Annotated in this window: 14 protein-coding genes; 5 read left to right on the top strand and 9 right to left on the bottom strand. The window is 71.1% G+C overall.

Annotated elements, in window-relative coordinates:
• Position 1 precedes the first annotated feature (1 nt).
• The 6 genes from larC to aroF are packed head-to-tail and all read right to left on the bottom strand — an operon-like array spanning position 2 to position 6659.
• Complete coding sequence (larC, locus tag LNW73_RS09175; RefSeq protein WP_250989591.1) at positions 2–1228, bottom strand: nickel pincer cofactor biosynthesis protein LarC; 1227 nt, start codon at positions 1226–1228, stop codon at positions 2–4.
• A complete protein-coding gene (gene larB / locus LNW73_RS09170) occupies positions 1225–2091 on the bottom strand; it encodes a nickel pincer cofactor biosynthesis protein LarB (protein ID WP_250989590.1) in 867 nt (288 codons plus the stop codon). The genes larC and larB overlap by 4 nt, the downstream gene beginning before the upstream one ends.
• Positions 2092–2095: 4 nt before the next feature.
• A complete protein-coding gene (gene larE / locus LNW73_RS09165) occupies positions 2096–2986 on the bottom strand; it encodes an ATP-dependent sacrificial sulfur transferase LarE (RefSeq protein WP_250989589.1) in 891 nt (296 codons plus the stop codon).
• 5 nt (positions 2987–2991) lie between these two features.
• Positions 2992–4491: an isochorismate synthase gene (locus LNW73_RS09160; RefSeq protein WP_250989588.1), complete on the bottom strand. Its 1500-nt coding sequence runs from the start codon at positions 4489–4491 to the stop codon at positions 2992–2994.
• A gap of 2 nt (positions 4492–4493) precedes the next feature.
• A complete protein-coding gene (locus LNW73_RS09155; RefSeq protein ID WP_250977838.1) occupies positions 4494–5591 on the bottom strand; it encodes a long-chain fatty acid--CoA ligase in 1098 nt (365 codons plus the stop codon).
• 24 nt (positions 5592–5615) lie between these two features.
• A complete protein-coding gene (gene aroF, locus LNW73_RS09150) occupies positions 5616–6659 on the bottom strand; it encodes a 3-deoxy-7-phosphoheptulonate synthase (RefSeq protein ID WP_250989587.1) in 1044 nt (347 codons plus the stop codon).
• 276 nt (positions 6660–6935) lie between these two features.
• Here aroF and LNW73_RS09145 point away from each other — a divergent pair, with 276 nt between their 5' ends.
• From LNW73_RS09145 to LNW73_RS09125, 5 genes are all read left to right on the top strand, one after another.
• Positions 6936–7607: a cyclase family protein gene (locus LNW73_RS09145; RefSeq protein ID WP_250992856.1), complete on the top strand. Its 672-nt coding sequence runs from the start codon at positions 6936–6938 to the stop codon at positions 7605–7607.
• 35 nt (positions 7608–7642) lie between these two features.
• Positions 7643–8860, top strand: a complete 1218-nt coding sequence (locus LNW73_RS09140; RefSeq protein ID WP_250989586.1) for a DUF362 domain-containing protein — start codon at positions 7643–7645, stop codon at positions 8858–8860.
• Between the two features lies 1 nt (position 8861).
• Entirely contained in the window at positions 8862–10208 is a 1347-nt protein-coding gene (locus LNW73_RS09135) for an aldehyde dehydrogenase family protein (protein WP_250989585.1), read from the top strand.
• A gap of 60 nt (positions 10209–10268) precedes the next feature.
• Positions 10269–11363, top strand: a complete 1095-nt coding sequence (locus LNW73_RS09130) for a hypothetical protein (protein WP_250989584.1) — start codon at positions 10269–10271, stop codon at positions 11361–11363.
• 93 nt (positions 11364–11456) lie between these two features.
• Complete coding sequence (locus tag LNW73_RS09125) at positions 11457–12662, top strand: multidrug effflux MFS transporter (protein WP_250989583.1); 1206 nt, start codon at positions 11457–11459, stop codon at positions 12660–12662.
• A gap of 38 nt (positions 12663–12700) precedes the next feature.
• Here LNW73_RS09125 and LNW73_RS09120 read toward each other — a convergent pair whose 3' ends face one another.
• From LNW73_RS09120 to LNW73_RS09110, 3 genes are read right to left on the bottom strand one after another with little or no spacing between them, the layout of a single operon-like run.
• Positions 12701–13093: a type II toxin-antitoxin system VapC family toxin gene (locus LNW73_RS09120; protein WP_250989582.1), complete on the bottom strand. Its 393-nt coding sequence runs from the start codon at positions 13091–13093 to the stop codon at positions 12701–12703.
• Entirely contained in the window at positions 13090–13362 is a 273-nt protein-coding gene (locus LNW73_RS09115) for a hypothetical protein (RefSeq protein ID WP_250989581.1), read from the bottom strand. The genes LNW73_RS09120 and LNW73_RS09115 overlap by 4 nt, the downstream gene beginning before the upstream one ends.
• Before the next feature lie 32 nt (positions 13363–13394).
• Positions 13395–14762 carry an L-serine ammonia-lyase gene (locus LNW73_RS09110; RefSeq protein ID WP_250977849.1) on the bottom strand — a complete coding sequence of 456 codons (1368 nt, stop codon included), beginning with the start codon at positions 14760–14762 and terminating at the stop codon, positions 13395–13397.
• Between the last annotated feature and the right edge of the window lie 48 nt (positions 14763–14810).

Here is a 14810-nt window from a genome sequence, read left to right as displayed (position 1 = left end):
TTTATTGTGGACTCATGCGTTCGGCGGCGGCGATCGATCTCGCCAGCGCCGTCTTGACCGGAATGCCCAGCTGTTCTGCCGCGGCGACGACGTCCCGGTACTCCGGTTGCGCGGTGACGATCCGCTGCCGATAGCGGGCGATCTTGACCTGCACGGCGGCGGTGCCGACCATGACCGTGGCGAACTCCCGGGCCAGCTCCCGCTTGCCCACGTGGTACTCGCGGGTCCCGATGGTGGAGGTCTCGGTCACGATCGTCTCCCGCACGGCCGGCAGGAGATGGGGCGGGCAGAGCACCGAGAGCGTCTGGGCGGGGCGGCCCTTCTTCATCAGAATGGGCGTGAGCCAGGCGTCGGACGCCCCGACCGCCATCAGCCGGGCCAGCACATGCGGCCAGATCCGCGGGTCGAGGTCGTCGATGTTGGCGTCGACGACCACGGCGTCCGTCGCGGGCGGGGTATCCGCCTCATCGGTGCCGGATTCCCCGGTGCCGAATTCCCCGGCGACCGGATGTCCCAGCACGACCCGGACGACATTCGGGGTTTCCGGGAGATCCCGCGTACCGGCTCCCATTCCGTTGCCGAGGATCCGCAGCGGCGGCATTCCGCCCCACGAGGAACACATCGACAGAATGAGTGCCGCGCCGGTCGGCGTGCACATCTCGAACGGGAACTCCCCGGACCGCGCCGGCGCCCCGTGGGCGGCGAGCAGCCGGAGCACGGCCGGAGTCGGGACGGGAATCCCGCCGTGGGCGCTGTTCGCCCGTCCGCTGCCCAGCGCCAGGGGCGTCGAGGACGCGGTGGAGATGCCCAGTTCGTGGTGGGCCATGCACGCCCCCACCACATCGCCGATCGCGTCGAGAGCGCCGACCTCGTGGAAGTGCACATCGTCGACGGCCGTCCCATGGGCGGCGGCCTCGGCGTGCGCCAGCCGAGAGAACACGGACTGCGCCCGCTCCCGCACCGGTTCGGGGAGCGCGGCCTCGGTGAGCATCGCGCGGATCGAGTGCCAGGTGCGGTGCGGAGGGCTGGGATCCGTGTCGACGTGCACCTTCGTGGCCGACAGACCGCAGCGGCTGACGGTCTGGGTGCGGAGGGTGACGCTGCCGGGGACCACGGCGTCGACGGCCCGCTGAACCGCCGCCACCGAGGCTCCGGCATCGAGCAGCGCGCCCAGGATCATGTCCCCGGCCGCCCCGGACGAGCAGTCGAACCATGCGGAGGTCGTCATCGGCTCACCGGAAACGGTGCGTGGGTGCCGGTGCAGGCGCAGGCGCATGAGTCGGCGTCGGCGTCGGTGTCGCTGTTGGCGCGGACCATGCGCCGGGTCATCCGGGCCGCCGCGACGGCCGCCCCGAACCCGTTGTCGATGTTGCACACCATGACGCCGGGACCGCAGGAGTTGAGCATGGTGAGCAGCGGCGCGATCCCGCCGAAGGAACTGCCGTACCCGACACTCGTCGGGACCGCGATCACGGGGTTGCCGACCAGGCCGGCCACCACGCTCGGCAGCGCGCCGTCCATCCCCGCGACCACGATCAGGCAGTCCGCGGCGTCCAGTTCGTCCCGCACCGCGAGCAGCCGGTGGATGCCGGCCACGCCGACGTCCCGCACGATGCGCGTCGAGCAGCCGAACTCGGAGGCGACGAACGCCGCCTCGCGCGCCACCGGTTCGTCCGACGTCCCGGCGGTCACCACCAGGACGCTGCCCCGGGCGGCCGGTTCCCCGCCCACCGCGGCGCAGCGGGCCACCGGGTCGATCCGGGCGCCGGGGAACGTCTCCGCCACGGCGTCCAGCGTCGCGTCCGGCAGCCGGGTCGCGAGGGCGGACCGCCGCCCCGGCTGGCGGCGCAGGGCCTCCAGCAGGGCGACGGTCTGCTCGGGCGTCTTGCCCGCCCCGTAGACCACTTCGGGGTCGCCGGTGCGCAGGGCACGATGGGTGTCCAGCCGGGCGAACCCCAGGTCCTCGGTCCCGGCACCGGTACCGCCGGCGCCGGACAGGGGGCCCTGCGACAAGATGCGGAGGGCCCCCTCCGCGGTCTCGCTTCCCGAGGACACCCGTTCCAGGAGGTCCCGGACTTCATCACGATCCATCTGCTCAGCCGCTCCGTTCCGCTGCGCCGCCGGCCGCGGCCTCGTTGAGGGAGCCGGACCGGAATCCGCGGGGGTCGACCTCCACCGACTCGAACCCCGCCCGGCGCACGGCCGCCAACACCTCGGTAAGGGCGGTGACTTCCGCCACGGCCGAGCTCTCGACCTGGATCAGTGCCCGGTCGCCGAGGTCGCGGACCCGCTGGTTGTACGACGTGATGCCGGCCCGGATCAGACCGTCGCGGAGCGTGTCCTCGGCGGCCTCGACCCGGGCCAGCCGCTCCCGGGTGATGGTCAGGCCGTAGGCGATCCGGCTGGACAGACACGGCGACGCCGGCTTGTCCCAGGTCGGCAGCGCCCAGTCCCGGCTGGCCGCCCGGACCTGGTCCTTGGTCAGACCGGCGTCGGCCAGCGGGGTGACGACACCGTGCAGCGCGGCCGCCCGGATGCCCGGCCGGAAGCGGTCGGTGAGATCGTCCGCGTTGGTGCCCGTCGCGACATGCGCCAGACCCTCGGCGTCCGCCACCTTCAGCAGCCGCTTGACCAGCTCGTCCTTGCAGAACCAGCAGCGCGACGGGGAGTTCTCCGCATACCCGGCCGCCGCCAGCTCATGGGTGTCCACGAACAGGTGCCGCGCCCCCAGCTCCCGCGCGACGTCCCGCCCGGCGGCCCGCTCCCGGCCCGACAGGCTCGCCGAGTCCCCGGTGGCCGCCAGCACCCGGCCGGGGCCGAGCGCGCGGAGCGCCGCCGCCAGCAGCAGTGAGGAGTCCGCGCCGCCGGAGAAGGCCACCACCACCGATTCCAGGCCCGCCAGCTGCTGCCGGAGCGCTTCGAGCCGGTGGGTCAGAACGTCGTCCGTGCCGGGTGGATCACTGGTGAGGGAGGGCGCGAACGGCATGACGGTCACTCGATTCCCAGCGCGGACATCATCGGGCGCAGCTTCGCGCAGGACTCCGCGTACTCCGCCTCGGGATCGGAGTCGGCCACGATGCCGCAGCCGGCGTAGAGCGAGGCGGAGGGGCCGTCGACCAGGGCGGACCGGATGGTGACCGCGAACTGGCCCTGCCCGGAGTGGTCGGCCCAGCCGACCACTCCCGCGTACCAGCTCCGGTCGAGCCCCTCGTTGTCGGAGAGCCAGCTCAGCGACTCCTTGCGGGGGTGGCCGCCGAGGGCCGGGGTCGGGTGGAGACGGTCGACGAAGTCCAGGATGCCCGCGGTGGAGTCGGCCGCCAGCTCGCCGCGGACCTTCGTGGACAGATGCTGGACGTTGGCGAGCTTGACCACGCTCGGCTCCGCGTCGGAGTCGACGTTGACGCACGAGTCCCGCAGGGCGTCGCGGAGCATCTGCACCACGACGTCGTGCTCGTGCTGGATCTTGGCGCTGCCGGCCAGTTCGAGGGCGAGAGCCGCGTCCTGTTCCGGGGTGAGCCCGCGGGGCGCGGTGCCGGCCAGTCCCAGCGCGTGCACCGCCCGGTGGTCGACCCGTACGAGGTATTCGGGGGTCGCGCCGAGGAAGGTGTACTCCTCGTGGTCCACCGCGAAGACGGTGGTGCCGGGATAGGCGCTGCGCAGCCGGTGCACCGCGGTCGGCACGTCGAACGGGCTGGAGGCGGTGACCCGCAGTTCACGGGCCAGCACCACCTTCTCGAAGTCGCCGTCCCGGATCCGGCCGGTCGCGCGGCGGACCAGCCCCTTCCAGCGGTCGGCGTCCGGCAGCTCGGCGCTGGTGTGGGTCCGTTCGTCGGCGTACGCCAGTTTCCGCCCCTCGGCGGCGGCCTCCGGCGGAAGGCAGAGGTCGGCGAGGTGGATCAGGCCGTTGACCACCTGCTCGGCGTCGCTGTCGTGCAACAGCACCGCGTTCAGGCGCAGTTCGGCCGGGCCGGGACGGTCGGCGGCGTCCTGGTCGGGCACCGTGCCGCGGATCTGCAGCGCGGGCACCCACATCAGGGCGTCCGGAAGGCGGCCCTTCTCCGGGGCGTTCTCGGGGCTGAAGGCGAAACCGCCGATGGCCAGCGGGCCCTCGCCCGCGGGCAGTTCGGTGACCGCCGTTCCGCCGGTGACGAGGTCGCGGGTCAGCGCCTGCCATCCGTCGCGGACGGACGCGACACGGTTCTCGCCCCGTCCGCGCAGATCGCGGGCCGATCCGATCGCGACGACGGATCCGCGGTCCCATGCCGACTGCCACAGGAAGGAGCGCGGCGTACCGCGCCGGGCCCGGCTCCAGATCGCGACGGGGTCGGCGAGGGTGAGCGGCTTGGCCCAGCTGACGAGGACCAGCCGCTGGCTGCGGCGGGCCTGGTCGAGGGCGCGCCGGCAGGTGGCGAGGAGGCTCTCCCGGTCGGTGCGGTCGAGCACCGTGACGGGCCGTTCAGAGGTGACCACTGGTGCGGCAGTGGAGGTCATGCCTAGTACACCCCTTCGACAGCGGTCGGGCCGCCGGCCACGGTGAGGGGCCTGATGTCGGCCAGCCCGTCCTGGGGGTACTTGGCGGTGGGCGCGATGCGCAGTACGGAGTCGCGCTCCAGCGTCCAGGGCAGCAGCAGGTCCCGCGAGACGAGGCTGATCTTCGCCTGCCCGCGCTCGCCGTGCGCCACGGAGGTGCTGGTGTTCTCGGGGTCCACCACCTTGACCCGGCTGAACGGGTGGAAGGGGATGAAGACACAGCGTTCGTCGTCCCGTTCGCCGTTCCGGGGGCGCTGCGGGGCGATGCCCATCATGGTGTTGCCGTACAGGCCGACCACGGCGGCGTCGGGGAAGAGCTCGTCCTCGAAGACCCGCAGCGTCTCGGGGCTCACGCTGGTGCCGGCCCAGATGATGCCGCGCACCTTCCGCTGCACCAGGTCCAGCAGCTTCTCGTCGGCGGCCAGCGCCTCGAGCACCGGCGGGGTGGCGAAGAGGACGGAGACGGGCTGGGTGGACAGGATGTCGTGGGCCTGCGCCAGGATGTGCTTCACATAGCGGGCCGCCTCATCGGTCCTGCCCTGCTTCACGCTGTTCTTGACCCAGCGCGGGTCGAAGTCGATGTAGTGGCAGAACGTGCCCCGCAGCTGCGCCAGCAGGCCGACGGAACGGCCGACGATGTGCGGTCCCGTGGGGCCGAGATGCAGCCAGTGGCCCTCGCCCTCGCCCGGGACCTTGTGATCGGCGAGCACCTGGCTCACCCAGTGGACACCGTTGCGGCGCGACCGTGATTCCACGATGCGTTTGGGCCGTCCCGTGGTGCCCCCGCTGTCGAAGACCTGGAAGTCCCAGCCCTCCCTGCCGATCCCGGCGGGGACCAGCGCGTCGACCGGGACGTCCTTCCACTCGTCGCTGACGTCCGGGAAGAGATCGAGGTCGTCCCAGGTGTGGACGTCGGTGAGCGGGTTGAAGTCCAGCTCGGCCGCGCGCTTCACCCAGTACGGCGAGCCGGTGGCGGGGGAGAAGTGCCACTGCATCGCGGCGTGGATGAACTCCTCCGGCGCGAGATCGGCGGTTAACGGGTCGACGATGTGCTCGGACATGCGGTTCTCCAAGGAAGGTGGGGGTCAGACCCGGGCGAGGGAGTGGGTGACGGCCGGCGACAGGGTGCGCCCCACGGCCTCCACGACCGGCTTCAACCGGCCCATGAGGGTGCTGAACTGCTCACCGCTGAGGGCCTGGGCGCCGTCGCACATCGCGTTCGACGCGTCCGTGTGGACATCGACGATCAGCCCGTCGGCGCCGCACGCGGCCGCCGCCAGCGACATCGGCGCGACGAGGTGCGGCTTGCCCGTGCTGTGGCTCGGGTCGACGATCACCGGCAGATGGGTCAGCCGCTTGGCCTCGGCCACCGCGCTGAGGTCCAGGGTGAACCGGGTGCCGCGCTCGAAGCTGCGGATACCGCGCTCGCACAGGACGACGTCGCTGTTCCCCATGTGCAGCACGTACTCGGCCGCGAGCAGCCACTCCTCGATGGTGGCGGACATGCCGCGCTTGAGGAGGACGGGCCGGCCGGAGGATCCCGCCTCCCGCAGCAGCTCGAAGTTCTGCATGTTGCGCGCGCCGATCTGGAGCATGTCGCTCTCCTCGGCGACGCTTTCCACGTCGCCCGGGGTCACGACCTCGGTGACGACCGGCAGGCCGGTCCGCTTCCGCTGCTCGGCGAGGAGGGTCAGCCCCGCGAGTCCCAGTCCCTGGAAGCTGTACGGGGAGGTGCGGGGCTTGAAAGCACCGCCGCGCAGCATGACCGCGCCGCTCGCGACGACCGAGTCCACCACGGCGTTCATCTGCGCCGGGCTCTCGACGGCGCAGGGACCGGCGATGACGGCGAATCCGGTGCCGCCGAACACCGCTCCGCCGGCGGAGCCGAGCGTCACCTGGGTGTCCTCGGGACGGAACACCCGACTGGTCAACCGCTGCGATCCGGACACCACGACCACCCGGTCGACGCCCGGCGCATTCTCCAGAACCGTTGCCAGGTCCGGCCCGTCGGTTCCCTCTGTGATGAGCACTGTGACTCCCGCCACAGTGCTGGATATCGGAATCAGGCCACTGCCCCGAAGTAATTCATTTACGGATTCAACTTGTTCCCGGGCAGCCTGCGGACTCATTACCACAATCATGGGAGTGCCTTCCAAGGGGTGTCGGGATGCTCCGATGGAGCTCAGGGGGAGTGCCACCCAGTCGTGGTCATGGCATCGGTTTTCACTGAGACTCGTCCCCCCGGAAAGATCTTCTTCCGGACAGTAACCCAGAAGTGAGGGGATTGCCAAGCGCATTCTTCCTGTGCTGTCATCGCCGTGCCGTCCTCAGACGGGGCGGTTGCCGTTGGCCGAAAGACGTTTCGTTGGCCGAAAACCGAACGACATGAACAGCGGGGGTACGACATGAAGATGGTCGATATCAGCCAGGGTTGGTATGAGGGAATGCCTTCCTATAACGCCTCGTGGTATCCGAAGTTTGGTATACGTAAGGCGATGACTCCGGAGACCGATCCGGCCGGCGGCGGCCGGACCTTCTCCGATCTGCAGATTTTCCCGCACAACGGGACCCACGTGGAATCCGGTTTCCACTTCTACGAGGACGGCGCGAAGATCGACGAGGTCCCGCTGGAGACCTTCGTCGGCCGGGTGGTCGTCGCGGACCTCTCCGGCCACCGCGACCTCGACCCCGTCACCGGCGACGAGCTGGAGAAGGCGGTCCGCGAAGTATGGCAGGCCGGCGACCGCCTGCTGATCCGCACCGACCACCCGAACCGGTACCTCGGCCGGGAGGATTACTGGGACAAGCCGCCCTATCTCACCCTGTCCTCGGCGGACTGGATGGTCGAGAACGACGTCCGGCTCGTCGGCATGGACTGCATCACCGAGCGGCCGGACGACCGCAGCGGACAGGTGCACCGGCGGCTGCTGGCCGCCAACATCCCGATCCTGGAGAACATCCAGAACCTCGACCAGATCGAGAACCAGGTCGCCCAGCTGATGGCGCTCCCCATCAAGATCTCCGGTGTGGAAGCCGCCCCGGCGCGCGCCGTGGTGTTCGACGGATGGCCGGTCTGACCCCCTCGGCCGAAAACTCACACAAGGGGGTCCACATGGCTGGAAATCTGACAGCCGTTTCTCTGAAAGAAGTCGGGAACCAAACGGCCGCCGCCGTCGACGAAGGGGTCGAAGCGGCGCTGGATCTGCTCGGGGATCCATTACAGGACATCGGCAAGGGCGACCGTGTCGTCATCAAGCCAAACATGTTCCAGCGAAAACCGGGTTTCCGGACAAGCCCGGAACTGCTGCTGGCACTGGCAAAGCGCGCGTCCGCGCGCGGGGCCGAAGTATTCATTGCCGAGCGCACTCAGGTACTCAAGGAAATACTCCTCGAGCACCCGGTTCACCGGTACGCTCAGGTGGTCAGTTTCGACGACCGGCCGTTACGCATTGTGCAGGTTCCCGGCGCAAGATCGTTGCGGGTACCGATCGCCGTTCCCGATATCGTCACCGAGTGTGATTTCTTCATCGGTGCCCCGCAGCTGCGCACGCACTCCAGCGTGGTCTTCACCAACGCCATGAAAAACCTGGTCGGTCTGCTGCCCGGATTCACCACCCGCATCGTCCATATGGCCGGTGTCGAGGAATCCATAGTCGACCTGAACCAGCTCCGGCCACAGCACCTCGTGGTCTGCGACGCCATGACCGTCATCGAGGGCAACTACCCGATGGAGGGCAGCACCCGGGAGGTCGGCCTGATCGCGGCCTCCCGCAACGCCGTCGCGATGGACGTCACCATGGCGGCGGTCGCGGGCGTCGGGGCGTGGGAACTGGCCTATCTGCAGGATGCCGCCCGGCGCGGACTCGGTCCGATCGACCTCGCGGACATCGAGGTCAGGGGCGTCGCGGTCGACGATGTCGCGTTCACCATCGACCGCGCGCCGGTGACCCTCACCCCGCCACGGGAGGGCATCCACGTCCACGCCGACACGGCGTGCGAGGACTGCCGCCGGTGGCTGGCGGCCGCCATGCACCGGCTGCGGGACGAACTGCTGGCCTTCCCCGGGGAACTGACGATCGTTTCCGGCCCGATGGAGCGCCTCCCCGAACTGCGCGGTGCGGTGGTCCTGGTGGGCAACGCCCTCTACGAACACCGGGAAGCCGGCGTCTACCTGGAGGGCTGCCCGCCACGGGCGATCCAGACGGCCGGAATCCGCCATGCGATGGGCCATGACGTCACGGACCAGGAACGCACCCAGTTCCGGGTCCCGACCCGGCTCTCGGACGATTCCCGCCCCCTTTCCTGGCCGGCACCCGAGGAGTTGGTCTGACGTGTTGTCCATACCCGTGCTCCGCGACGGGGAGGAGCGGAGCTCCCGTGACACGCGTGTGCTGCACGGCGTGAACGGCGCTCCCCTCGCCACCGTCCATGAAGCACCCGCCCTGGTGACCAGGCTCACCGTCAAGCGCATGCGCGAAGCGCCGCGGATGACGCGGGACGAGCGCCTCGCGGTGCTCGCCGACGCGGGCCGCCGGTTCGCCGACGCCACCCTGGGCGGACAGACCCCGGAGGAGTACTGCCGCATCCAGGCACTCGTCTCCGGCGTGCCCATCAGCGTGGCCCGCCAGACCCTCGGCCGGATGCGGAACGACTGCGGGCTGCTCGGCGACGTCGTCGGGAAACAGTCCCCGGTCGGCGCCGGCCGCAGCGCCCGCTGGGTGCGCCGCGGTTCCGTCTTCGGCGTCGTGGCCCCCAGCAACCACCCGGCCACCCATGGAGCCTGGCTCCAGGCCGTGGCGCTGGGGTACCGGGTCGTGGTGCGTCCTGGCACCCGTGACCCCGTCACCCCGCTGCGTCTGGTGCGGGCGCTGCTGGAGGCCGGTCTCGATCCCGGCTGGATCAGTCTGCTGCCCGGGTCCCACGCGGCCGCCGACGCTCTCGTGGACGCGGCCGATCTGGCCCTGGTCTACGGCAGCGAGGCCACGGTGGCCCGGCTGCGCGGCAACGACCGGGTGCTGGTCCGCGGTCCCGGCCGGAGCAAGATCCTCGTGGACGGCCCGGTCGACGAGGCGGTGCTCGACCATCTCGTCGCCGAGATCTCCGGGGACGGCGGAGTGCGGTGCACCAACACCACCGCCGTCCTCACCTCGGGCGACCATCGCGCCCTGGCCGAAGCGCTGGCCGAAAGACTGGCCTCGCTGCCGGCCCTTCCGGTCACCGACGACCGGGCGGTCCTCCCCGTCCGCCCCCGCAAGGAGGCGGCCGGCCTGCGGACGGCTCTCGACCGGGCCGCGCAGGGCGCCGTCGATCTGACGGAGCGGTACTACGAGGCGGACGGCGGTCCGGTGACCGTCGTCGACGAGGACGCCGCGGCCCTGCGGCCCGCGGTGATGTGCGTGGACCGGTCCGACCACCCGGGGCTGGGCACGGAACTGCCGTTCCCCTGCGTGTGGGTGGCGCCCTGGCAGCGGTCGGAGGGCATCGGCCCGCTGGACGACTCGCTGGCCCTGACCCTGCTCACCGACGACGCCGCGCTCGTCGACGAGGCCCTGGACACCCCCGGCATCCGCACGGTCCTGCACGGCAGGGTCCCGGGCTGGTACCGGGATCCGTATCTGCCGCACGACGGGTACATCGGGCAGTTCCTCAAGGAGGCACGTGGTTTCGCCGGCTCGTGAAACCAGCGGTGCCCCGACCGACCGCTCCCTGGTCATTCCGAAGACACTGAGGTGATTGACATGTCTGCTGCCTGTCCCGACATCCCGATCGTCGTCCTTCCTGAGAACAACACGGTGCGCGGCCGCACCCGCCCCGCCGCACCGGTCGGTACCGCCCTCACCACGGCGACCGACGCGCTGATGCGCCTGCACGGTGAACTGCTCAACCCGGCGGGAGCCGGTGACGCGGTCCGCAAGGCGATGGACGCGGCGGTGGAGGAGACCGACCGGCTCGCCGTCGAGGCCATGGTCGTCCCGATGGACGCCGCGGCGCTGAAGCCGATCGTTCCCAACCATGAGTACTTCGGGGTCCGTACGGCGCCGGTCGACGACGCCCGGCTCGTCTCGGAAGTGACGACGATCATCGCGCGGACGCTGCGCGATCTGCGTGTCGCGCGGCTGGATCTGAACGATCAGGCCTACGAGGTCCACGCCATGGCCAAGATCCTGGAAGGCCTGGTGCCGCGCGACGGCGCCGCGGCGCCCTCGGACGGGACCCCCGCCGGGGGTCAGAGCCCGTACGTTCCGGGCAACGACGAGCTGACGCGGTGGGTCATCACCCACCACTTCTACTTCGTGCTCAACCTCGCGGCGGCCGACGCCGTCTCCCGGGCGAGCACCGGGCTGGCCGACGGGGACCGCGACGCGGCCTTCGACGCCCTCCAGGAGTCCATCGCCTATGTCCGCGGGTTCACCGCAGCCATGATCCACTCCGGGGACATGTCGGCTCCGTGCTACGACGCGAAGGTCCGGCCGACCATGCAGCCGCCGGCCGTGCCGGTGGCACTCACCGGCCGGACGCAGCCCGAGCACAAGGCGTTCCGGAAGGCGATGCGGAACCTCGTCAAGGTCTCCCCGCAGCCCTTCGCCGAACTGGCGGCGACCGACCCCGAACTGGCGCTCGCCCGTGACGCGCTGCTCGAGGCCGATCTGCAGGACATCGAGCGGCACATCAGCGTGACGGCCGGCCTGGTCGGTGACGACCGCTCGATCGTCCAGGGCGAGGCGTCGGCCGAGAGCGCGGTCGGCGTGCTGCGCACGATGCGGCATTCCCGGGCGGAGCTGTACCGCGATCTGATGAGGTTCGGTGACCCGGTCACTCTCATCGGGGCCTGAACGACACTGAGTTGACCGGGCGGTCCGGCCGGGGCCGTCCTCACGACGGCCCCGGCAGGACCGCCCGCCCCCCGTCCCCCGGAAGGGAACAGCGTGACGAAGACCGCACAAGTCCGTGCCGAGACACCCCCGTTCACTCTTGTGGCGACTCTGGCCGGGCTGTCCGCGCTCGGCCCGCTGTCGATCGACATGTACCTCCCGGCGCTGCCCGAGCTCGGCAAGGACCTCGGCGGCGGCGCCTCACTGATCCAGCTCACCCTCACCGCCTGTCTGGTCGGGCTCGCGCTCGGCCAGGCGGTGGCCGGCCCGGCCAGCGACCTGCTGGGACGGCGCCGGCTGCTGCTCGGCGGCGTCATCGGCTACACCGTGGCGTCGCTGCTGTGCGTCATCGCGCCGAACGTCTGGTTCCTGATCGCGTTCCGGCTGCTCCAGGGCGCCTCCGGCGGCACCGCGATCGTGATCGCCCGCGCCGTGGTCCGGGACCGGAACGAAGGGGCCGCGGCGGCCCGCTTCTTCGCCAGCCTCGTCCAGGTCAGCGCGCTCGCGCCGATCGTGGCGCCGCTGGCCGGCGGTGCGCTGCTCCAGGTCATGCCCTGGCGCGGGCTGTTCGCCGTCATCACCGGGCTCGGCGCGGTGCTGGTCGTCGTCGTGTACCGCGGCATGCCCGAGACGCTGGCCCCCGAGGACCGGCGCGGCGACGGGCCGAAGGCCGTCCTCGTGACGTTCGGCAAGCTGGCCGCCGACCGGGCCTTCGCGGGCTACATGCTCACCGGCGGGCTGGCCTTCGCCGCGATGTTCACGTACATCTCCGGATCGCCGTTCGTGATCCAGGACGTCTACGACCTGCCGCAGCTGGCGTTCGCCGGCATCTTCGCGGCGAACGGCGCGGGCATCGTCATCGCCGGCCGCGTCGGCGCCCGGCTGCTGGACCGGCACGGCTCCCGCCGGCTGCTCGGCATCGGCCTGACCATCGCCGCCGTCGGCAGTCTGACGGTGGTGAGCTCTCTGGCCGCCGGGCTCTGGACGCTGCTGCCCGGCCTGTTCCTGGTGGTCGCGCCGATCGGGCTCATCCTGCCGAACTCGATGGCCCTCGCGCTGTCCGGCCGCCCGCCGCGGATGGCGGGCACCGCCTCCGCCCTCATGGGGCTGGCCCAGTTCGCCCTCGGCGGCCTCGCCGCCCCGATGGCCGGCCTCGGCGGCTCCGACACCTCGGTCCCGATGGCCCTGGTCATCGCCGGCCTGAGCCTGTCCGCCCTCGCCGCCTTCCGGCTGACCCCGCGGCCGCCGGTGACGGCCTGAGCGGAGCCGGGCGGGCCGCCGGCGAGTGCCCCGGCGAGTCAGATCTTGATCACTCGGATGCCGGGGCCGCACAACATCAGGAGATCCTCGGGGTCCGACGTCAGGACGGTCACGGGGGCGGGCGAAGCGAGTGCGGTGGCGGCCACGATGGCGTCGAGCGCGTACTTGTGGCCGTGCAGTCCCGCCGAGGCGAGCAGTTTGCTCGCGTGGCGGGCGATGGCTTCCGTGGGCGGGACGATGTTCACGCGTGACACGGCGTGGTCGAAGCGGGCCTGGTTGGTCCTGGGATCGCGGGCTTCGACGAGCGTGACGGAGCTGGTGACGACGCGGATGTCCTCGGCCTCGGCCGCGGCCAGCCATTCGGTGAGTTCCGGTGTGCGTCGTACGAGCTTGGACAGACCCTCGCAGTCCAGGACGAGGGTCCCGCTCACGCGGCGTCCGCCGAGCCGGCCGGGGCGCCGCGCAGCAGCGCGCGCTTGGCCTCGACCGCGGCCTGGTCGACCGGGCCGTGCTCGGCTTCCGCGTCCTCGATGAGCTCGCGCAGCCGGTCCCGTTCCAGCTGGCGCTGGATGAGGGCCTCGACGTACGCGGACATGCCCCGGTTGCCGGTGCGCGCCTTGAGGGCCGCGATGGTGCCCTCGTGGAGCGAGACGGAGACCGGGCGGACGGGTCCTTCTCCGGGAGCCGGCGAGGTGGTCATGACGCTACATTAACAAAAGTCTTGTTATTTGGTCAGCACTCGATGACGTTGACCGCCAGGCCCCCGCGCGCCGTCTCCTTGTACTTGACCTTCATGTCGGCGCCCGTCTCCTTCATGGTCTTGATGACCTTGTCGAGAGACACGTGGTGCCGGCCGTCGCCGCGCATCGCCATCTTGGCGGCCGTGATGGCCTTCACCGCGGCCATGCCGTTGCGCTCGATGCACGGGATCTGGACCAGGCCGCCGACCGGGTCGCAGGTGAGGCCGAGGTTGTGCTCCATGCCGATCTCGGCCGCGTTCTCGACCTGCTCGGGGGAGCCGCCCAGCACCTCGGCGAGGGCGCCGGCCGCCATCGAGCAGGCGGAGCCGACCTCGCCCTGGCAGCCGACCTCGGCGCCGGAGATGGAGGCGTTCTCCTTGAAGAGCATGCCGATCGCGCCGGCGGCGAGCAGGAAGCGGACGACGCCCTCCTCGTCGGCGCCGGGCACGAAGTTCATGTAGTAGTGCAGAACGGCCGGGATGATGCCGGCCGCGCCGTTGGTGGGCGCGGTGACGACGCGGCCGCCCGCGGCGTTCTCCTCGTTCACGGCCATGGCGTAGAGGGTGACCCACTCCATCGCCAGAGCGGCCGGGTTGCCCTCGGCGCGCAGCTGGCGGGCCGAGTTGGCCGCGCGGCGGCGGACCTTGAGGCCGCCGGGGAGTATGCCCTCGCGGGACATGCCGCGCGAGACGCATGCCTGCATGACGCCCCAGATCTCCAGCAGCCCGGTACGGATCTCGGTCTCGCTGCGCCAGGCCTTCTCGTTCTCCAGCATCAGGGCGGCGATCGACAGGCCGGTGTCGCGGGACAGCCGCAGCAGCTCGTCGCCGGTGCGGAACGGGTGGCGCAGCACGGTGTCGTCGAGCTTGATCCGGTCCTGGCCGACCGCGTCCTCGTCGACGACGAAGCCGCCGCCGACCGAGTAGTACGTCTTCTCCAGGAGGGGCGCGCCGTCCGCGTCGTAGGCGAAGAGCGTCATGCCGTTGGCGTGGTACGGCAGCGAGCGGCGGCGGTGCAGGATCAGCTGGGACGAGGCGTCGAAGGGGATCTCGTGGGCGCCGAGCAGGTTGAGGCGGCCGCTGGTGCGGATCCGCTCCACCTCGGCGTCGGCGGTCTCGACGTCGACCGTGCGGGGCGAGTGGCCCTCCAGGCCCAGCAGGACCGCCTTCGGCGTGCCGTGGCCGTGGCCGGTGGCGCCCAGCGAGCCGAAGAGCTCGGCGCGGACGGCGGCGGTGTGGGCGAGCAGGCCCTCGTTCTTGAGCCGGTGGGCGAAGATCCCGGCGGCCCGCATGGGGCCGACGGTGTGCGAGCTGGACGGGCCGATACCGATCGAGAACAGGTCGAAGACCGAGATGGCCACGAGAAACTCCTTGGTTGCGCAGACGCCGTTGTCTGCCGGGTGGTGCGC

The organism is Streptomyces sp. RKAG337 (assembly GCF_023701715.1).
Classification (GTDB): Bacteria; Actinomycetota; Actinomycetes; order Streptomycetales; family Streptomycetaceae; genus Actinacidiphila.
This window is presented reverse-complemented; position numbering and strand designations above follow the sequence as displayed.

What these genes read in the sequence shown, in the direction of transcription:
- LNW73_RS09155 (WP_250977838.1), bottom strand. Translation starts at nt 5,591, where the DNA reads ATGTCCGAGCACATCGTCGACCCGTTAACCGCCGATCTCGCGCCGGAG.
- LNW73_RS09115 (WP_250989581.1), bottom strand. Translation starts at nt 13,362, where the DNA reads ATGACCACCTCGCCGGCTCCCGGAGAAGGACCCGTCCGCCCGGTCTCC.
- LNW73_RS09160 (WP_250989588.1), bottom strand. Translation starts at nt 4,491, where the DNA reads ATGACCTCCACTGCCGCACCAGTGGTCACCTCTGAACGGCCCGTCACG.
- LNW73_RS09140 (WP_250989586.1), top strand. Translation starts at nt 7,643, where the DNA reads ATGGCTGGAAATCTGACAGCCGTTTCTCTGAAAGAAGTCGGGAACCAA.
- larC (WP_250989591.1), bottom strand. Translation starts at nt 1,228, where the DNA reads ATGACGACCTCCGCATGGTTCGACTGCTCGTCCGGGGCGGCCGGGGAC.
- larB (WP_250989590.1), bottom strand. Translation starts at nt 2,091, where the DNA reads ATGGATCGTGATGAAGTCCGGGACCTCCTGGAACGGGTGTCCTCGGGA.
- aroF (WP_250989587.1), bottom strand. Translation starts at nt 6,659, where the DNA reads ATGAGTCCGCAGGCTGCCCGGGAACAAGTTGAATCCGTAAATGAATTA.
- LNW73_RS09130 (WP_250989584.1), top strand. Translation starts at nt 10,269, where the DNA reads ATGTCTGCTGCCTGTCCCGACATCCCGATCGTCGTCCTTCCTGAGAAC.
- LNW73_RS09145 (WP_250992856.1), top strand. Translation starts at nt 6,936, where the DNA reads ATGAAGATGGTCGATATCAGCCAGGGTTGGTATGAGGGAATGCCTTCC.
- larE (WP_250989589.1), bottom strand. Translation starts at nt 2,986, where the DNA reads ATGCCGTTCGCGCCCTCCCTCACCAGTGATCCACCCGGCACGGACGAC.